This is a genomic window from Salinispirillum sp. LH 10-3-1 (assembly GCF_030643825.1).
Lineage (GTDB): Bacteria > Pseudomonadota > Gammaproteobacteria > Pseudomonadales > Natronospirillaceae > Salinispirillum.
In genome coordinates, this window is sequence record NZ_CP101717.1 from 470,136 (window position 1) to 489,804 (window position 19,669).

Genomic DNA, 19,669 nt, shown 5'->3' on the forward strand with positions numbered 1-19,669 from the left:
TAAATGACGAACTCAACCCCCTACAGTGATTACATCAAGAGCGTGATTCGAACGGTACGCGACTGGCCGCAAGCCGGCGTTAACTTCCGTGACATTACGCCATTGATGCAGCAGAAAGCAGCGTTCCGCAAACTGATCGACTCTTTTGTCCATCAGTATCAGGAAGTCGATATCGACGCCATTGCGGCGATCGATGCGCGTGGCTTTATTGTGGGGGCTCCCTTGGCTTACGAGCTGGGGGCGAGTTTTGTACCGGTGCGGAAGAAAGGCAAACTGCCGTTCAAAACACTCAGTGAAACCTACAAGCTGGAATACGGTGAAGCCACTGTGGAAGTGCATACCGATGCCTTCAAACCGGGTGACCGCATTCTGGTCGTCGATGATCTAATTGCGACCGGTGGCACCATGCTGGCGGCCGCAAATTTGATTAAGCGTTTGGGTGGGGAAGTGGTAGAATGTGCGGCTATTATTGATTTGCCCGAGCTGCAAGGTTCAGAGGCTATAAAGAATGCCGGGTTCAGCGTCTTCAGTGTCTGTACCTTTAGCGAATCCGAATAGCCCTCGACGCAGAATTGATCGTCTTCGAAAAGGTGCCTAAGGGCACCTTTTCTCGTAATAACGCTGCCAATGCAGTAGTTTTTAGCTGTGCCCACGCCGGCATGTGCCAGAGGTAGAGAGAACATGACAACAGAACGGTATCGCAAATATTTTGCCATCAGTTGGGATCAGATTCAGCGCGACACACGTGAGCTGGCGCTGCGACTGGCAGGTAACGAATATAAAGGCATCATCGCCATTACACGCGGCGGTTTGATTCCTGCGGGTTTGATTGCGCGTGAGCTGAACATTCTGTGGATTGACACCATTGGTGTGTCGAGTTACGACCACATGGAACAACGTAGCCTAAAAGTGCTGAAAACCTTCTCCGCTGAAGTGGGCGATGGTGAAGGCTACCTGCTGGTTGATGATCTGGTTGATACAGGCTCAACGGCGCGTCTGGTCAGCGAAATGCTGCCCAAAGCACACTTTGTCACCGTGTATGCCAAGCCCGATGGCGCTGCCTTGGTAGATGACTTCATCACAGAAGTCAGTCAGGACACCTGGATCCAGTTTCCCTGGGATATGGGCTTCAGCTATGTGGAGCCGGTTATCTCTCGGTTCGGCAAAGAGAACGAGTAACGCTCATGCCGTTTTAGCGGAGGCCAGAACATGAATTCTGGCCTCCGCTAAACGCGCTGCACGCTCGCTGCTTAATTCGTCCGTTGCAATCAAGTCCACTTGCGCCAATGGAAATACCTTAACCAAGGCGCGGCGCGTCCACTTGCTATGGTCGAACGCCAACAGCGTCTCACTCGCATTTGCCGCCATTACTCGGCTGATCTCCGCTTCTTCTGGTGTAAAATCCATCACACCGAACTGCAAATCAATGCCACCACAGCCAATCACCGCCGCGTCTGCACGAAACTGGTTGAGCCAGCCAACCGTCGCAGCGCCAACGACATCTTGATCGCTATGGCGCAGGCTGCCGCCAGCCACCAAGACCTCGATTTCCGGGTTGTCACACAGCACCCGAGCCACCGCTAAATTGTTGGTGATGATGCGTAAATCACGATGTTGGCGCAATGCTTGAGCCACAAAGACCATGGTTGACCCCACCCCCAGAAACAACGAGCTGCTGTTCGGCACATGGCGCGCTACCTGCTCGGCGAGTGCTGACTTGGCTTCCGCTTCACTGTGCTCGCGCTCCAGCAGCGTGGTGTTGTGTAACCCTGCTGGCAAGCCCACGCCGCCATGATGGCGGCGGGCTAAGCCTTTGTCACAGAGGTCATTAATGTCTCGGCGGATGGTTTGCGGCGTTACCGCCATTTGCTCTGCCAATTCATCGATCAGCAGGTACTGTTGCGCGCGCAGGCGCTCTAGGATCGCTTGTTGTCTTGTGTTGAGTGGCTGCATTGTAGTTATTCTGCGACTTCGTTAGCCTCAGTCTAGCGCAGAAATTATGACAGCTGAATGTAAACCGCTAGGGAAACGGGGTCCTAGCCCGTCAACTCCATGCCAATGATTACCCACAAACCAATCAACGCCAGATTACTCACCTGAAACACCAGCATACGGTGAATCACATTGTTGTAAGTAAGGTGCACTGCAGCGTGTGCCACACGTGACACGAAATACGCCCAACCTAAACCACTGATCAGCGAGCCTTCCAATGGATAAAGTACGCAAATCAAGGCCGCCACATAAAACAACACCGGCATCTCGAACAGATTCGAATAATGGCGCGTCGCCTGCTGCAAGTACTTCGGTGCGTCACCGCTGACCAAGCGGAAGTACCCCAGCGACACCTCGCCAGTACTCACCGCACGATAGCGCATGACAAAGCCGGTAAACAACAGAATGAACGTGAAGGCCACCATGGCCAATAATGGGTAGATCATGATTCCTTGTCCTCGAAGGTTGGTTGCCTTGGCATGGTAGCAAGTTCGCTGTCGTCATGGATAGCGTTCACACGCAGGTAGGATTGTTAGCGGAGCTTCGCTGCGAAACGGTTAACAATTGCGCCGGTTTGAGCTGCTCGATGACAAAACTCACCGCAAAGTACAAGGCTAATCTACCTTCACCCTTTACCCAGCAACCGTGCCCACCAACTGGGTTTGGCTTTATTATAGTCTGGATTGGCCGGTGCATAGCCCTCGTCGTCGGCTGCGCCGGCGAACAAATCGATCAACTTAACGATCAGCTCAGGCTCAAATAAATAGGGGTCGAAGGCTTTCAGTTTGTGCGCCGCCAGCAAAGCTTGGATGTCGCTATCCAGCGCCACATACTTCATCGACCAGTCTTTAAAACGCCGCCGCTGCAGTGTGTTGAAACCCAACATCTGCACTCGAGTATGGCGCGGGTCTTTGGCAATGCGCTCGTACGCCGCATTCACCGTATCTCGTTCGCCTTCCAAGCATTGAAAGAAATACCCGTTGCCGAAGTGCAGCACGCCGCCAAGCTTTTGCTTAGGGTTGTTGCGCCGCGACTGCAGCAAAATGCGCGCAACCTCCGTTTCAACACCGCCCTGCTGATGTGACGTGAACGTTGCTTGACTGGCATAGGTAAGTTGCACAAGAGGTTCGGACACGGAGCACCCTGGTTCATTTGATCAGCGAGGTATTACGACCCCTGTGTTGAAACAGATTACTGGTCAACACTACTGAGTTTGCTGTTCGAGTTCCACTCGCCAACATTTTGGTATCACCGGAAGCGATCCAGCACGACTCGTGGCGAGCAAACCACGATGCTCGCACACTTGGTGTCTATTCATTCGCTCCTCGTCACTCAGCATTCAGCTCATTTACTCCCCATAGCGGGTGATCCCTATAAACCTAACGCTGATCGAAGCTTTCGCCAAAAAATTCTGAACAAGAACGCTGATATGGCGAAATGGTCTTAAAACAAATACCACTGAAACACCTATTTATGAGACTTCTGCTACGCTGAAAGTATGCGCTTTTAGGTGGCTTTATGGTCAACACGCCCATTACGCCGCCACTGCGCCGTGGTTTACTGCCAAGTGCCACTCTACTAGGTCGTAAACTCAACTCTGGCAGCCAAGACGTGAGTTTGAATACAGCGCCATCGGTTGCTCTTCAAGGCTATTTCGACTCTTATTATTGGAGAAAAGCTATGAATACCTTAATCAGATGGTTGTTGGCGGTGGTTCTTGCAGGGATGTCGCTGCAGGCCACGGCACTTCGCGGAGAGCATCTCACGTTCTGCGGCGACGGGGCCGGTTGGCCACCCTATACCTTCGAACTGAACGGCGAGGTCTTGGGTTATGACCTCGATGTCCTTGATGCCATTCTTACCCCAGCAGGTATTACCTTCGATGTGGTAATGCTGCCTTGGTCGCGATGTCTGCAACAAACCGAATCCGGCGAGTTCCACATAGCTCTCAGTGCCTCATTCAACGAGCAGCGGGCCAGAACCTATATCTACACCGACTCTTACTACACTGTGAATCTCGTGTACGTGTACGACAGCAACCGTCACCCCAATGGCCTTAATATCACGCAAGCAAGCGACTTAAATAACTACCGTATGTGCGGCCTCCGAGGCTACAACTACGCTAACTTTGGAGTAGAAACTGAACGTGTGGACCGCGACACCAGCACCACCAGCCAAGTTGTGCAAAAAACATTGGCCGGGCGTTGCGATCTCTTTCTTGATCGGTACGAGCCACTGGTGGGGTTTTCTGCCTTGGGTGAGGTGCATTTAAGTGGTGGCTTAGTTGCCAGTCCCATTCCAGGCATTGACTCTGAGTATTTCTACATGTTGGTCTCCCGAGCCTATCCTCGTGCCCAAGAGCTGGCAGATCTGTTGAATGCTGGTATTACTCAGTTGCGTGCTGATGGTGCATTGGAATCGATGATCAATCGTTACGTGGGTGACTAGTTCAAACCTGCTCACAGAGAGCCCGCCCCACGGCGGGCTTTCCAAAATGCCCTCAGATAGAGTCGGGTGATTCACCAGCCGTGCAGTGCGTCTATCCATTGCTTTCGGGGCGAACATCAAAGTACATTCTGTATGGATCGATGACCAAGCGATCATGTTCTAACTCGAAAGGTACATTCAGCCAACAACCGTCCTGACGTAACTCACAACCAAGCAACGCGACAGTTTGGCCATCGAATTCCGCCTGTACCTGTAACCAGGGTGTAAAAGCTTTGTCCAAGGGCCAGCCATGAATGTACTCTTGGTGCGTGACTACAATTTGGTAATCTATACCGCGCTCGCTCTGCTTTTGACTGGCCACTTGGAAAGAAAATTCCTCCGATGTGGTCATCAAAAACCCGATGGCATCCTTATACTCAGGGAAACGCTGTTTGAGCGTATGAATAAAGCCATCGTCACTCATAAACTCTAGTGACTGTCGATCATAGTGTTGCTCAAGGTAGTCAAATATTGCAGCCAAAAAGGTATCTTCACCCAGCAAATGTTCCAAGCGGTAAAACAGGCTGTGGTTTTTAAAGTAATACAGCTGTGGATTACTGGCCGTCGCGGCTAGCCCACGCAAACTTTCGTGGTGATCAAGATACGCAGAGTAGCGTATAGAACGAATGTCAGCCTTCTTATAGCGCCCTATGCTCTCTAAAACTCTGATGGTCAAATACTCGGTTAAAGATTCCAACACCAAGTAATTATGCGGCCAGCAGTGTGTTAAACCGGTGCAAGTCCACTGATGGATCATCTCATGCGCAACGATATGCGCTTGCATCAGCGTATTTTCCAGTCGCCATTGAGATGGGTTGATATACATGGTGGCGGAGGCCGAGGAGTGGTGGGTTCGTGCTCGATTTGTCGCGTAATCAACCCACATATAATTGTGGCGATAGGCTAAAGGTTCGGGAAAAAATGCTTTAACGGAGGCCACAAGCTCCATTTTCTGCTGAAGGTGAAAGTCCGGTTGGCTACGATTGGCAAGCGAACTAAAGAAATAGCTGAAGCCCTGATGCTCGAACCGCTGCACTTGTAAATCGCCATAAAGCAGGTCAAGAGGCAGCGTTTGATGCTCGCGACGAATATGCCATTTCTCTCCTTGACTCAACAGGTTGCCTGCAAAGAACAGCAAGCCCGAGTCGCCTTGTTGTATCCAGTAATCCGCTTCCGGGATGGTGCTGCTAATAAATGGAAACAAAGCACTAAAAGGGTTGACCAAATCTAGGCGCCCGTTCAGCCCATTTGTTGCTACCAGCTCATCCAGCCATTCAGTGTCTTCCACTCTGCGAAGCTCATTGACCAGCAAGGCTTGCATTTGCACAACGAAGGCTTCCCCTTGGTGGTAACGCCGATCCAGTTTTAATCTGTATCGTTCAAACCCTGTCAGCGGGCAACCATAAGCCATCTGCTGGCACGAGAGGTAACGACGCCAACCGAAATTAAATGGCTGGTGAACGCTTTGAGCGGCACCGGCTACTTCGAGGTGCTTGAGGTTTGGCCCGAAGTATAGATCGATCTCGCTCAGGTTGCGCTCGTTGACCACCAGTTCCAGCTGCAACTGATGATGGATTTGCTGATCCTCGACGGTAATTTGGCTCTGCAAGGATCGCACCTGATAGGGTTCCTTAAACGCCATTTCGACTGGCAAAACACGCTGGCTTTCAGCTCGCACGTAGTGTAGCCACAACACCAAAAATAAGAGTAACAGCAGCAACAAAGACAAGAGCAAGCAGGACAGTAACCACGTTTTTCTCACTTATCGTTCCTTAAGCGACGAAGCGGCCAAATATTATCCGCTACTACAAAATTTAAAGCAGGTAGGCAGAGTTTTTTCACGACTGAAAAGTTTATGTTCAGCTCACGTTCGCTGCCGAAGCCAGTGCTCCTTTACTTTGGCTTTCATGTAGTACTACTGATGAACGCTGATCAGTGAAGTTGACTAAAAACTTCTGGGTGTTGCTCCGCAATTTGCTTGAGCGCATGCCCGGGAATGCGGGCGCGCTCTGATTTGCTGTACAGCGTGAGCATCCATATCTCGTAGTCAGATTTTGCCCAATATCAATAAAAGGTGGGCCGCGGTGTTGGTTTCCCCGCTGACTTATCTTAACCGTTTTTTGGCCTATCGGACGACTGTTATCTAAGGTGTAGGCAGCAGTGCGAATCTCGCAGGTTTAATTTCCTGAAATACGAAACGAGCGGTGATGGGCGCCTATTGAGTGCCGAACCAAACATGTCTTTGGACATTTATCTTAGATATTGCTAATTTCTCAGCTTGCTAAGCTCGTTTTTTTGAGGGATACAATAATGATGCGAATCCTTTTATTCGCAGTGGTGATCTCAGCAAGTACATTGGGAAATGTTTATGCTGAAAACGATAGCTATTGGTGCGAAAAATCGGTTAATAACCCTGACTTAGTCGGAGTTAGGGGAGAGTCTAACAGTGTGCTTTGTGACATAGAGAAAGCCGAGCAAGCATATGCCAATTTGCGTGAACACATTGCCACTTATCTCTCGATGCTGGCTATGCAAGAACCCGATCCGGGTGATGAATTAGGTTTCGTCCGGTGCTCAACAAGTTCAAATCAAATACTTGATCTATTGGAAAATAAGAGAAGGGCTTACGAGCAATATGTGGCGGCGGAGTGCAATCTGGTTGAATTCTGCGATACCTACTGCGGGAGCGGTGTAAGTCATTGTGAGAGTTACTACATTGTAGAGTTCATGGAAAAGTTCTCAACCGGAGTACAAACAAGGAGCTGCAATATTCCGGCACCGTCTATTACAAGCAACTGATGAACAGCTGCTCAGGATTAAAAAGGTTGGAGTTAGTGGTTTTGCCACTGCTGACTCTACTTCAGCGCATCTGTAATTGATAAAGCAACATAGGCAGACACCCGAAAGGGAGCATCTAGAAACCTCAGAGGCGAAAAGCTGGCTAGACAAAAATGCCCGATAAAGCGCAGTTTACTGGCTGTAAATATTCGCTTCGCTCACCCTCCGGGCCGACCTATGGTCGTTCTGGCAAGCCAGTGAGCATTTCGAGGACATTTTTAACAACGCCAGCTTGAGAAAAGGGGGTTATTAGATGTTCCCGAAAGCCTATGCAGAGAACCTCACACTGGCACCCGCACCCACCCCTCCATTAAAATCCGTGCACTGCGGCTCATCGTTACTTGCTTCACTTCCCAATCGTCGCCATTTTGCTCAGCTACCGACCCCACTCTCAACGTGCCAGAAGGGTGGCCGAAGACAACGCTATCACGCTGTTTACCGCCAGCTGCTTGGTTCACCAAGGTGCCCGGAATCACCGCTGCGGCAGCAATGGCGACGGCGGCGGTGCCCATCATGGCGTGATGCAGTTTGCCCATAGAGAGCGCGCGTACCACCAAGTCTATATCGCTGGCAGCAATGGCTTTACCGCTGGAGGCGGTGTAGCTCTGCGCGGGGGCGACGAAGGCAATTTTGGGGGTGTGTTGGCGGGTTTTGGCTTCGTCCAGGTGTTTGATCAAGCCCATTTTTACGGCGCCATGGGCGCGTATGGTTTCAAAACGGGCGAGGGCAGCGGGGTCGCTGTTGATGGCGTCTTGCAGTTCGGTGCCGGTGTAACCCAGTGCGTCGGCGTGCAGGAATATGGTGGGAATGCCGGCGTTAATCATGGTGACGTCGAAGCTACCGACATCCGGTACTTCCAAGCGGTCCTGCACGTTGCCGGTGGGGAACAGTGCGCCGCCGCTGGCTTCCGGGTCGTCATCGGCGGCGGGGTCCATAAAGGCCACGGCGATCTCGGCGGCGGGGAAGGTCACGCCGTCCAGTTCGAAGTCGCCGGTTTCTTGCACTTGGCCGTGGGTGATGGGTACGTGCGCAACAATGGTTTTGCTGATATTGGCTTGCCAAATGCGCACCTCGCACAAACCGTTCTCGGGGATGCGTGCGGGGTCGATCAATCCGGCTTGAATAGCAAACGGGCCAACGGCGGCGGACAGGTTGCCACAGTTACCGCTCCAATCCACAAAGGGTTGGTCGATGCTGACTTGACCGAATAGGTAGTCTACGTCGTGGTTAGGCCGCGTGCTGCGGCTGATGATCACGGTTTTGCTGGTGCTGGAAGTGGCACATCCCATGCCGTCAATCTGTTTGCCGTAGGGGTCGGGGCTGCCGATCACCCGCATCAACAAAGTGTCACGCGCCGGGCCGGGTTGCTGCGCGACTGTGGGTAGGTCGTCCAAGCGAAAGAACACACCTTTGCTGGTGCCACCGCGCATATAGGTGGCGGGGATGCGTTGCTGCGGTGTGAACGTCTTTGTTGCGGTCATCACACAGCTCCTTCAGATTCTAAAAAATCTTGCGCGAAGCGCTGCAATACGCCGCCTGCGCTGTAGATAGACACTTCTTCGGCGGTGTCTAAACGACACTGTACTGGCACACGCTCTTTGTTTCCGTCAGCGCGTTCAATCACCAAAGTCAGGGTTGCGCCGGGGGCGATGTCGCCTTCAACAGCATAGATTTCGGTGCCGTCTAACTGCAACGTAAGCCGCGTCGTGCCGGGCGCAAATTGCAGCGGCAGTACGCCCATACCGACCAGGTTCGTGCGGTGAATGCGCTCAAAACCTTCGGCGGCAATGGCTTCTACACCCGCCAAGCGCACACCTTTGGCGGCCCAGTCGCGCGAGGAGCCTTGGCCGTAGTCGGCTCCGGCCACAATGATCAGCGGCTGCTTGCGTGCCATGTAGGTTTCAATGGCTTCCCACATGCGCACCACTTGGCCTTCGGGCTCTAAGCGCGCCAGCGATCCTTGTTTGATTTTGCCGTTTTCCTGCACCATTTCATTCAGCAGTTTGGGGTTGGCAAAGGTGGCGCGTTGCGCGGTGAGGTGGTCGCCGCGGTGCGTGGCATAAGAGTTGAAGTCTTCTTCTGGTAAGCCCATTTTGGCCAGATATTCACCCGCTGCGCTGTCGAGCATGATGGCGTTAGACGGCGACAGGTGGTCGGTGGTGATGTTGTCGCCCAGCACGGCCAGCGGACGCATACCTTTGAGCGCAGGCTTGTTGGCCAGGGCACCTTCCCAATAGGGTGGACGACGAATGTAGGTGCTTTGCGGGCGCCATTCGTAAAGCGGGCTGACTGCCGTTTTGGCGCTGTCGTCGATTTGGAACATGGGAATGTACACGGCGTTGAACTGCTCGGGTTTCACCGCTTGGGCGACAATGGCGTCGATTTCTTCGTCGCTGGGCCAGAGGTCTTTCAGCGTAATTGGCTGGCCTTTAGCGTCCACGCCGAGGGCGTCTTTTTCGATATCAAAGCGAATAGTACCGGCAATGGCGTAGGCCACGACTAACGGTGGTGAGGCCAAAAACGCCTGCTTGGCGTAGGGGTGAATGCGGCCATCGAAGTTGCGGTTGCCGGACAATACGGCGGTGGCGTAGAGGTCGCGGTCGATGATCTCTTGCTGGATTTTCGGGTCCAGCGCGCCGCTCATGCCATTACAGGTTGTGCAGGCAAAACCGACGATGCCGAAGCCCAGTTTTTCCAGTTCGGGCAGCAAGCCCGCTTCTTCCAAATACAGTTGTACGGTTTTGGAACCGGGCGCTAGCGAGGTCTTCACCCAAGGTTTAGCTTGCAGGCCCAAGGCATTGGCTTTCTTCGCCAACAGGCCCGCAGCGATGACGTTGCGCGGGTTGCTGGTGTTGGTGCAACTGGTGATGGCGGCGATAATCGTTGCGCCGTCTGGCATGCGGCCATCGGCGTGATTTTCGACGGTGCCGCTGATGCCCAATTTGGCAAGGTCGGCGGTCGATACGCGCTTGTGCGGGTTACTCGGCCCGGCGATGTTGCGGCCTATGGTTGAAAGATCAAAGCGTAAGACGCGCTCGTACTGCGCGCTCTTCAGGCTGTCGGCCCACAAACCGGTGGTTTTGGCGTACTGCTCAACCAAGGCTACTTGTTCGGCGCTGCGGCCGGTGAGCGTTAAATAGTCCAGCGTGTTTTGGTCGATGGAGAACAGTGCCGCCGTGGCGCCGTATTCGGGCGTCATGTTGGAAATGGTCGCTCGGTCGCCCAAGGTCAGCGAGTAGGCACCCTCGCCAAAGAATTCCAGCCAGGTCGATACCACTTTCTCGTTGCGCAGAAATTCAGTCAGCGCCAAAACGATGTCGGTCGCGGTAATACCCGGTTGGCGCTGGCCGACCAGTTCTACACCCACGATGTCGGGCAGGCGCATCCATGAGGCACGGCCCAGCATGACGCTTTCCGCTTCCAAACCGCCCACACCAATGGCGATAACACCGAGTGCGTCCACATGCGGGGTGTGGCTGTCGGTGCCGACCAAGGTATCGGGGTAGGCGACGCCGTCTACCGCGTGAATCACCGGCGACATTTTTTCCAGGTTGATCTGGTGCATGATGCCGTTGCCGGGCGGAATCACATCGACGTTTTTGAACGCTTGCTTGGTCCAGTTGATGAAGTGGAAGCGGTCTTCATTGCGGCGGTCTTCAATGGCGCGGTTTTTGGCGAATGAATCCGGGTCGTTCCCTCCGTGCTCAACCGCCAGCGAGTGGTCCACAATCAACTGCGTTGGCACTACAGGGTTGACCTTGGCCGGGTCGCCGCCCATGGCGGCAATGGCGTCGCGCAGGCCAGCCAAGTCTACCAATGCGGTTTGGCCCAAGATGTCGTGACACACCACACGCGCCGGAAACCACGGAAAATCGAGGTCACGCTTGCGCTCGATCAACTGGCGCAGGGCGTCGTTCAGCAACTCGGGGTCGCAGCGGCGCACGAGGTTTTCGGCCAACACACGCGAGGTGTACGGCAGCGTGTCGTAAGCGCCGGGTGTGAGGGCGTCTACCGCAGCACGGGCGTCAAAATAATCGAGTGCGGTGCCGGGGAGCGTTTTTCTGTAGAGGCTGTTCATCATTGGGCTCGCTGATTCCGGTGGTGTTTAGGCGCGTTCGTCGAGTGCCGGTACGGGGCGGTTTTCTGGCCCGGTGTAGTCGGCGCTGGGACGAATGATGCGGTTGTTGGCGCGTTGTTCCATGATGTGGGCGGTCCAGCCGCTCACCCGTGAACACACGAAAATGGGGGTGAACAACGGGGTGGGGATGCCCATAAAATGGTACGCAGAGGCGTGGAAGAAGTCGGCGTTGCAGAACAGTTTTTTCTCGCGCCACATCACTTCTTCACAACGCACAGACACGGGGTAAAGCACGGTGTCGCCCACTTCGGCGGCCAGTTTTTCCGACCACAGTTTGATGATGTCGTTGCGTGGGTCGTGGGTGCGATAAATGGCGTGCCCAAAACCCATGATTTTGTCTTTACGCGCCAGCATACCCAGAATGGCTTCTTCTGCTTCGTCGGGCGATTTCCATTGTTGGATCATGTCCATCGCGGCTTCGTTCGCGCCACCGTGCAGTGGGCCTCGTAAAGTACCGATGGCAGCGGTGACGGCGGAATGGACGTCGGACAAGGTGGAGGCGCAGACGCGGGCGGCGAACGTTGAGGCGTTGAATTCGTGTTCGGCGTACAAAATCAGCGAGACGTTCATGACGCGTTCGTGCAGTTCGCTGGGTTTTTTGCCGTGCAGCAGGGCAAGGAAGTGGCCGCCAATGGAGTCGACTTCGGGGGCCAGGGTATCGATGCGCTCGCCGTGGTGGCTGAAGCGATACCAGTAGTTGATGATGGACGGGAAGACGGCCAGCATGCGGTCGATGTGGTTCAGTTGGTCGCTAAAGCTGTGTTCGGTCTCGAGGTTGCCGAGCATGGAGCAGCCGGTGCGCAGGACGTCCATGGGGTGGGCGTCGGCGGGGATCTGTTCCAGTACGGCTTTTAGGGCGTCGGGTAGGCCGCGCAGGCTTTTTAGGCGGCTGATGTAACCTGCCAGTTCGGTGCGGTTGGGCAGTTTGCCGTACAGCAGCAGGTAGGCGACTTCTTCAAATTGGGTTTTGTCGGCGAGTTCTTTGACGTCGTAGCCGCGATAGGTGAGGCCGGCGCCGGTTTTACCGACGGTGCAGAGGGCGGTTTCGCCGGCGGATTGGCCGCGCAGGCCTGCGCCAGATAGGGGTTTCGCTGTGGTGTCGGTCATTATTATTGTCCTCTTTGATTTGTAAGGTGTTTGTCCCTACCGGGGAAGTCCTTTCCACGGACGCCGTGAACCCATCCATGGGGGCTCGGATGCGGCCGTCCGGGCCGCATACGCCGTGTGCAGGACTTCCCCGGTAGGGACAAACACCGGTAGCAAACACCAAGTCTGGCAATAGGCTTTGCCAGCTCGGGTTACAGGGAGTTAATCCTTGCCGAACAACCGGTCTAGGGTCTGTTCATAGTCGTGGTAGTTCAGAAAATCGTACAGCTCCATACGGGTCTGCATGGTATCCACCACGTCCCGCTGGTGGCCGTCTTGCAGAATGTGTTGGTACACGTTCAGCGCCGCTTTGTTCATGGCGCGGAAAGCTGACAGCGGGTACAGCACTAAGCTCACGCCGACGGTGGCGAGTTCTTCTTTGCTGAACAGTGGCGTCGCGCCGAATTCGGTGATGTTCGCGAGTACCGGTACTTTCACCGCGTCGACAAACTGTTGGTATTGTTCGAGGGTGATCATGGCTTCCGGGAAGATCATGTCGGCCCCGGCTTCCACGCAGGTCACGGCGCGCTCAATGGCGGAGTCCATGCCTTCAACGGCAAGTGCGTCAGTGCGTGCCATGATGACGAAGCTGCTGTCGGTACGGGCATCGGCGGCGCTTTTAATGCGGTCGGTCATTTCTCCGGCCGATACGATGGCTTTGTTCGGGCGGTGGCCGCAGCGTTTTTGCGCGACTTGGTCTTCAATGTGAATGGCGGCTGCGCCTGCGCGTTCCATTTCTGTCACTGTGCGCTTGATGTTGAACACGCCACCAAAGCCGGTGTCGGCGTCGACCAATAAAGGCAGGTCACAAGCGGCTGTGATGCGGCGTACGTCTTCCAGTACGTCATTCAGTGAGGTGATGCCTAAATCCGGCAGGCCGTAGGAGGCGTTGGCGACGCCGCCGCCAGACAGATAAATAGCCTGATGCCCGGTCTGTTTTGCCATCATGGCGGTGTAGGCATTAATAGTACCGACCACTTGCAAGGGGGCGTGGTCGGCCACGGCTTGGCGGAATTTTGCGCCTTGTGAAAGTGCTGTGGTTGAAGATGCCATGCGGTGGCCTCCTGTTAGCTGATGTTTAGGGTTTAGATGTGTGCGAAAGATAATGTTCAAGCAAGCGCCGTGACCGGCTGATGTGGCGGCGCATCAACAGCTCGGCCAAGTCGGCTTCGCGGTTGCGCAGCGCGTCGAGAATCATCTGATGTTCGCGCAGCGCTTGAATAGGGTCGGTGCGGTGGTCGGCGGTTTGTTGGCGGTACATGCGCACCACGGCGTAGAGTTCGTCGCACAGCAGGGCAATCAGTTGTTTGTTGCGGCTGGCGCGGATGATGCGGTTGTGAAAGTCGTAATTGCCTTCTTGGTCGGCGTAGTGTTCGCCGCCACTGGCTAGCAAGTCTTGTTCGTGTTGTTCCAGCAGTGCTTTTAGCTCGTCCAACTCGGCGTCGGAAATGAATTCGCAGGCTTGACGTGCTGCCATGCCTTCCAGCGCTTCGCGGATGGCGAAGGTGTTAGCGAGGGATTCTGTCGACAATTCCACCACGCGCGCGCCCACGTTAGGAATGCGGGTGACCAGGCCCATACCTTCCAATTTCACAATGGCTTCGCGCAATGGCCCACGGGATACGCCGTACTTGCGCGCCAGTTCAGGTTCGGAAATCTTGCTGCCCTGCGGCATTTCGCCATGAATGATGGCTTGGCTGAGACGCTGGGCGAGGTCTTCGGTGATGGTCTGAGTTTTCAGTGTGGAGACGGTCATGTGTCGACACTCGGATTAAGATTGTCGACATAATAGTCGTAATTATCCGTCTGTGTCCATAATAAAGTGATAGATTGTCGACAATGTGTGGTCGGCTGTTGGCGTGGAGGGCCGAACTCCTACATGTAGGAGGCCAGCCCTCTGGCCGAACATATGTTGATTTATCTCAGCCGGTTACCCCCGAAAAGCGACCACTGAGTTCTCGATTACGTCGTACCATCTCTTGCAGCGTCGCGGATATGCCATTCAAGCTGCGGGCGGTGGTTGCCGTTTCTTCCGTTTGCTCTGCCACGCTCGATATGTTTTTGGCGATATCACCGGCCACGCTGGTTTGTTCTTCCGAGGCTGTAGCAACCTGCGTGTTAATGGTGTTGATGTCGCCAATAGCGTTGGTGACGTTGTGCAGTTGTTCTGCCGATTCATTGAAAGTGCTGACGCTTTGCTGTGAGATGTCGCGTGACTGTTTCATCACGGTAACGGTGTCCCGCGCGCCGCTTTGTACACTTTCAATAATACCTTGAATCTCTTGGGTGGAAGTTTGAGTGCGTTGCGCCAATGACCGAACTTCATCGGCCACCACGGCAAAGCCCCGGCCTTGTTCACCGGCGCGCGCGGCTTCAATGGCGGCGTTTAAGGCCAGCAAGTTGGTTTGTTCAGCAATGGCTTTGATGACGTCCAACACATTGCCAATGTTGGCTGTTTCGGTTTCCAGTTTGTCGACCGTTTTCATGGAAGACCCGATTTGTTCAGCTAACCGATCAATAGAACTGCGCGCCTCGTCCATCGCTTTCAATCCGGTCATTGCTGCTTCGTTGGCTTGGTTGGCTAGGCTGGCGGCGTCTTGTGCATGGTTAGACACCTCTTGCGCTGCAGACGCCATTTCTTCCATGGCGGTTGCTACTTGTGCAGTGCTGTCGTTGGCGCCGTTGGTGTGTTCGACAATGGCGTTGGACGCCGTAACCAAGCTTTCCGTGGCGTTGTCGAGTGCATCAGAGGTTTGGTGCATTTCTTTTGCGATGGCGGCTAAGAAACTTTGCAGTTCGCGGGCCGCGGAAGCCAAGACGCCCAGTTCATCCTGGCGGCGAATATCAATGTTGTTGTCCAGTTGCCCTTGGCTCAGTGCGTGTATAGCGCCAATCAGGCTACGGCTTGGTTTCACAATGGCTGAATTGACCACCAACATGGCCACTGTGCCAAATGCCAGGATGGCTGCCATCAATAAGGCTCCAGCGAGCAGGGTGGCAGAGGACACTTCGTCCGGAATTTGATCAGAGCGCTCAACGGCATAGTTGCTGAGCGCCGTGGCCGCTGCATTCAATAGTCGCGTCGGTTCACGGTCCATCCCGGCTACCGCTGCATCGCCCGCAATGTGGTTAAAACCACTGGCCCTGAAGTCTTCCAAACCACCGCGATAGCGCTCGCCCATGGTACGGTGCGCTTGCAGAAACTCTTGTACTAACTGCCGCTCTGGCCCTTCGGACATCATGGGCAGTACCCGTGCGCCAATGTCTTGAACAAGGCGTTCTTGGTGTTGGAAACTGGTCCAAAAACGGTCGAGCTGCGCCGGGTCGTGACCGCGCAGCAAGACGTTTTTCCATTCTTGAATCTGGGTTTTGAATTCGTTCGACATCAGGCTGATTTGTCGCTCGATGGCGATTTCGCTGGCGATCAATTGATTGTATTGATTGATGCTGTGGTTGACGCGTTGGAAGTAATACGCGCCAGCAATCAGAATCAGTAGGCAGCCGCCTGTGATGATGGCCAACAGCTTGTTGAACAGACTCCGGTTTACCCAGTTCATGATATGCTCCTAAATTATAATCATGTCATTTATTTATAGTCGAAACCGGACAAGCCGAGTAATTAAATTCCCTCTCCAATATGTAAAAGTATTGAAGCTCGAAAGGGCCGTGGTGCTCGGACAGGGAGCGCGCTAAACTGCAATGTCGATTCTTTATGGTGATTACTTCATGCCCTGTGTGCACCAGCCCATTCTTTTGCAGCCAATCTTTCAACATTATGCGTGGGGTAGCCGCGATGGCATCGCGCAGGTGCTGGGTTGGATCACGAAAGACGAAGTGTTACCGGTGGCCGAGCTGTGGATGGGCGCGCATGCAGGGTTACCGTCCCCTTTGGCAGAAACGATAGAAGGCATCACACATCTGGATGCTTTAATCGACCGTTATCCGGAAGACATTCTCGGGCCACAACACGCTGAACTGCAGAATCGGTTGCCTTATCTCTTTAAGGTGCTAAGTGCAGGCAGTGCGTTATCCATACAGGTGCACCCCTCGAAGCAACAGGCTGAAGCGGGGTTTGCCGCCGAAAATGCGCAGGGCAAAGCGCTGACTGACCCCACGCGCAATTACAAAGACGACAACCATAAGCCCGAACTCTTGGTGGCATTGACGGAGTTTCACGCCATGGCCGGCTTTCGGCAGCCCGAAGCCGTAGCAGAGCGCTTGGCGCAGTTGAGTTGCGCCGCCTTACAGGCGTGGGTTGAGCCGTTGCAGCGCGATGGTTTGTCGGCCTTAGAAGAACTCTATGCGTGGTCATTGGCGCTGCCAGCAGCAGACGTTCGGCGCATTGTCGATGACGCCATGGCGGTGCTGCCCGACGGCAGTGAGTTCGCCTGGATGGCCCAGTTGCACCAGCAATACGGTGCAGACATGGGCATCTTCTTTCCGTTGCTGTTGAACGTACAGGTGCTCCAGCCGGGAGAAGCGATTTATTTAGACGCCGGAATCCCGCATGCTTATTTGCGCGGCACCGGCTTGGAAGTGATGGCGAGCTCCGACAATGTGCTGCGCGGTGGGCTGACCAGCAAGTACAAAGATGTCGCGGAATTACTGCGCGTGACCGAAATTCGCGCCGACAGCGTGCAGGTGCAACCGGGAACTACGGAGCAGGGCGTAACGCGTTACGATGTGCCCTGTACTGACTTCCAATTGCACCTGATTGACTTGAATGAGAGCAGAACCACACTGGGCACCAGCGGCAGTGCCGAGTTATTGCTGGTGCTCGAAGGTGAAGCCGAGGTGGCCGACCAAACTGTGCAGCAGGGCAGTATTGTGTTGCTGCCCGCGTGTTTGGGTGAAGTGCGTTTGCGCGGCAATGCGCGGTTGGCGGTGGTGACGACGGTAGTTGAGACCCTCTAGCCGACGAAGCGCCCCAAAATTTGCGTCTCCCACACCACCACGCCCCAGGTCAGCGCCATGAGCATCAGGCTGGTGAACACAGCGGCGGAACCCATGTCTTTCGCGCGTCCGGCCAGTTCGTGCCATTCCGGGCTGGCGTGGTCTACCACCGCTTCAATGGCGGAATTCAGCAGCTCGACGATCAACACCAAAAGGCCTGTGCCAACCAATAGTAACCACTGCAACAGGGTGTCCGCCAGAAAGGCCGCTGCCAATACTGCGCAGGCTACCAGCAACAGTTCTTGCCGAAAGGCCGCTTCGTTGCGGTACGCGGCGCGAAAGCCGAGCATGGAGTAGCGTGTTGCATTAATGATGCGTTGCAGGCCAGTAGTGCCGGGCTTGCCCATGTTGTATCCTCGTCTCCTAATAGACTCGCCAGTTAACACCATAATCATGACATTACCACAGTGATAAGCTGATGGAACCTGCCTTTTTTATCTACGCTTTTGTTGGTGGCTTGTTGGCCATGGCGGTGCGCCTGCCGCCGTTGGCCGGTTTTCTGGTAGCGGGTTTCGCGTTGAACGCCATGGGGTATGAAATGACCCCGGAGCTGACCACCATAGCGAATTTGGGCGTGACCTTGCTGCTGTTTACCATTGGCCTAAAGCTGAATGTCCGGTCGCTGCTGCAACCCGTGGTGTGGGGGAGTGCAACGGCGCACATGGTGCTCTCCAGTGCCTTGTTCTTGGGCGTGTTGATTGGGCTGAAAGCCTTGGGTTTGCGCTTGCTGCAAGATAACGATTGGTCGTCCATGCTGGTTTTGGGCTTTGCACTGTCGTTCTCCAGTACCGTGTTTGCGGTGAAGGTCTTGGAAGACCGCAGTGAAACGAGTTCATTGTACGGTCGCATCGCCATTGGCGTGCTGATCATGCAGGATATTTTTGCCGTATTGTTTCTCACCGCGTCCACCGGTCAGCTGCCGAGCGTTTGGGCGTTGGGTCTGTTGTTGTTAATCCCGTTGGCACCGCTGATTCGGCACTTGATGAATCGTCTAGGGCATGGCGAGATGCAGGTGCTGTTTGGTTTCTTGGTGGCCTTGGTGCTGGGCTATCAGTTGTTTGAATGGGTCGGTGTTAAGGGCGACTTAGGCGCGCTGGTGGTGGGTATGTTGCTGGCACCGCACAAGGCAGCGGCGTCACTCGCCCGTGCGTTGTTCAACATCAAAGAGTTGTTCTTAGTCGGCTTCTTCTTGTCCATCGGTTTGCTGGCTTTACCCACATGGGAACATTTGGGCGTGGCCTTGTTGATTATGTTGGTACTGCCGCTGAAGACAGTGCTGTTTATGCTGATCTTCCCGCAATTCCGTTTGCGTGCTCGGACAACGGTGTTGGCGACCTTGAGTCTCAGTAATTTCTCTGAGTTCGGTTTGATCGTCGCCGCCCTGGCGTTGGCGCAAGGCTGGTTGTCGGCCGACTGGTTGGTCATTTTATCGCTGGCGGTGGCTTTGAGTTTTGTGGTGGTATCGATACTGAACGTCTTCAGTGAACGCCTGTATCGGCGGATCAGGCCGTTGTTGCCCGAAGCGCCTGCTGGCCGTTTGCATCCGCATGATCGCCCGGTGGAGCTGGGTGATGCCCAGGCCATTGTACTGGGTATGGGTAAGATTGGTCGGGGGGCTTATCAGCGTTTGGAAAAGCACTACGGCTTGCGGGTGTTGGGCATTGATAACAACGAATCCACGGTGGAACGCTGGCGTGCGCAAGGCTTTCGGCTGCTGGAAGGTGATGCGGTGGATTCGGATTTCTGGGAAAAGATCTTGTTGTCGGAGGGTATTCAATTGGTGCTTCTCGCCATGCCGCATCACGCGGGTAATGTGTTTGCCTTGGAGCAGCTCAAAGGACGAAAATTCGCCGGCAAGGTGGCTGCCATTGTGGAGTACCCGGACGAGACCAAGCCGTTACAGAAGCTGGGCGCCGATGCCGTATTCTATGTTTACGAAGAAGCAGGCCTTGCCTTGGCCGACAGCGTTATGGCGGCATCTAAAGAGGCGTAAACCATTGCGGTCTACGCCCCCTAGGCGTAGACAGGCTACCACTGTTTTGTACCCCAAACCCCACCCTTTCTCCTGCTTTCGACCCCTCTCTACGCCGTGCGGGCGTTTTTCAACCGCATAGG

Annotated in this window: 17 protein-coding genes; 6 read left to right on the forward strand and 11 right to left on the reverse strand. The window is 54.6% G+C overall.

Translation table 11 applies throughout. The features are described 5' to 3' along the window. The first annotated feature begins 3 nt into the window (after positions 1-3). Both NFC81_RS02125 and gpt read left to right on the forward strand, forming a co-directional pair. On the forward strand, positions 4-558 hold the full coding sequence (locus NFC81_RS02125; RefSeq protein WP_304995889.1) for an adenine phosphoribosyltransferase: 555 nt from the start codon (positions 4-6) through the stop codon (positions 556-558). A 123-nt stretch (positions 559-681) separates the two neighbouring features. Then, positions 682-1,179, forward strand: coding sequence for a xanthine phosphoribosyltransferase (gene gpt / locus NFC81_RS02130; RefSeq protein WP_304995890.1), 498 nt, complete (start codon positions 682-684; stop codon positions 1,177-1,179). 3 nt (positions 1,180-1,182) lie between these two features. Here the strand turns inward: gpt and NFC81_RS02135 are convergent, their stop codons facing one another. The 3 genes from NFC81_RS02135 to NFC81_RS02145 all read right to left on the reverse strand — a co-directional run bounded on the left by NFC81_RS02135 (position 1,183) and on the right by NFC81_RS02145 (position 3,127). Then, positions 1,183-1,953 (reverse strand): DeoR/GlpR family DNA-binding transcription regulator, encoded by a 771-nt coding sequence (locus tag NFC81_RS02135; RefSeq protein WP_304995891.1) that lies wholly within the window; start codon positions 1,951-1,953, stop codon positions 1,183-1,185. 83 nt (positions 1,954-2,036) lie between these two features. Further along, positions 2,037-2,438, reverse strand: coding sequence for an MAPEG family protein (locus tag NFC81_RS02140; RefSeq protein WP_304995892.1), 402 nt, complete (start codon positions 2,436-2,438; stop codon positions 2,037-2,039). A 179-nt stretch (positions 2,439-2,617) separates the two neighbouring features. Continuing rightward, on the reverse strand, positions 2,618-3,127 hold the full coding sequence (locus tag NFC81_RS02145; RefSeq protein ID WP_304995893.1) for a BLUF domain-containing protein: 510 nt from the start codon (positions 3,125-3,127) through the stop codon (positions 2,618-2,620). Between the two features lie 545 nt (positions 3,128-3,672). Here NFC81_RS02145 and NFC81_RS02150 point away from each other — a divergent pair. Further along, positions 3,673-4,440, forward strand: coding sequence for a transporter substrate-binding domain-containing protein (locus NFC81_RS02150; protein ID WP_304995894.1), 768 nt, complete (start codon positions 3,673-3,675; stop codon positions 4,438-4,440). Positions 4,441-4,531: 91 nt separating this feature from the next. Here NFC81_RS02150 and NFC81_RS02155 read toward each other — a convergent pair whose 3' ends face one another. Beyond that, a complete protein-coding gene (locus tag NFC81_RS02155; protein ID WP_304995895.1) occupies positions 4,532-6,241 on the reverse strand; it encodes a M1 family aminopeptidase in 1,710 nt (569 codons plus the stop codon). A 548-nt stretch (positions 6,242-6,789) separates the two neighbouring features. On the opposite strand from NFC81_RS02155, the gene NFC81_RS02160 reads away from it, so the two are divergent. Further along, the gene (locus tag NFC81_RS02160; protein ID WP_304995896.1) at positions 6,790-7,278 is read left to right on the forward strand and encodes a hypothetical protein; all 489 of its coding nucleotides are present in this window, start codon (positions 6,790-6,792) and stop codon (positions 7,276-7,278) included. Between the two features lie 320 nt (positions 7,279-7,598). On the opposite strand, the gene prpF is transcribed toward NFC81_RS02160, so the two are convergent. The 6 genes from prpF to NFC81_RS02190 form a co-directional block, all read right to left on the reverse strand. Further along, entirely contained in the window at positions 7,599-8,798 is a 1,200-nt protein-coding gene (gene prpF, locus NFC81_RS02165; protein ID WP_304995897.1) for a 2-methylaconitate cis-trans isomerase PrpF, read from the reverse strand. Next, positions 8,798-11,395 (reverse strand): Fe/S-dependent 2-methylisocitrate dehydratase AcnD, encoded by a 2,598-nt coding sequence (acnD, locus tag NFC81_RS02170; RefSeq protein WP_304997003.1) that lies wholly within the window; start codon positions 11,393-11,395, stop codon positions 8,798-8,800. Before acnD ends, prpF begins: the two co-directional genes overlap by 1 nt. 27 nt (positions 11,396-11,422) lie before the next feature. Next, the gene (prpC, locus tag NFC81_RS02175) at positions 11,423-12,562 is read right to left on the reverse strand and encodes a 2-methylcitrate synthase (protein WP_304995898.1); all 1,140 of its coding nucleotides are present in this window, start codon (positions 12,560-12,562) and stop codon (positions 11,423-11,425) included. Positions 12,563-12,763: 201 nt separating this feature from the next. Beyond that, positions 12,764-13,654 carry a methylisocitrate lyase gene (gene prpB, locus NFC81_RS02180; protein WP_304995899.1) on the reverse strand — a complete coding sequence of 297 codons (891 nt, stop codon included), beginning with the start codon at positions 13,652-13,654 and terminating at the stop codon, positions 12,764-12,766. A gap of 25 nt (positions 13,655-13,679) precedes the next feature. After that, positions 13,680-14,357 (reverse strand): GntR family transcriptional regulator, encoded by a 678-nt coding sequence (locus NFC81_RS02185; RefSeq protein WP_304995900.1) that lies wholly within the window; start codon positions 14,355-14,357, stop codon positions 13,680-13,682. Positions 14,358-14,523: 166 nt separating this feature from the next. After that, a complete protein-coding gene (locus NFC81_RS02190) occupies positions 14,524-16,158 on the reverse strand; it encodes a HAMP domain-containing methyl-accepting chemotaxis protein (protein ID WP_304995901.1) in 1,635 nt (544 codons plus the stop codon). 142 nt (positions 16,159-16,300) lie between these two features. Here NFC81_RS02190 and manA point away from each other — a divergent pair, with 142 nt between their 5' ends. Continuing rightward, positions 16,301-17,515, forward strand: coding sequence for a mannose-6-phosphate isomerase, class I (gene manA / locus NFC81_RS02195; protein WP_304995902.1), 1,215 nt, complete (start codon positions 16,301-16,303; stop codon positions 17,513-17,515). Here manA and NFC81_RS02200 read toward each other — a convergent pair. Then, complete coding sequence (locus tag NFC81_RS02200; RefSeq protein WP_304995903.1) at positions 17,512-17,901, reverse strand: diacylglycerol kinase; 390 nt, start codon at positions 17,899-17,901, stop codon at positions 17,512-17,514. The two genes, manA and NFC81_RS02200, sit on opposite strands and share 4 nt — an antisense overlap. Positions 17,902-17,972: 71 nt before the next feature. Here NFC81_RS02200 and NFC81_RS02205 point away from each other — a divergent pair, with 71 nt between their 5' ends. Beyond that, complete coding sequence (locus tag NFC81_RS02205; protein ID WP_304995904.1) at positions 17,973-19,547, forward strand: cation:proton antiporter family protein; 1,575 nt, start codon at positions 17,973-17,975, stop codon at positions 19,545-19,547. Positions 19,548-19,669: the final 122 nt, after the last annotated feature.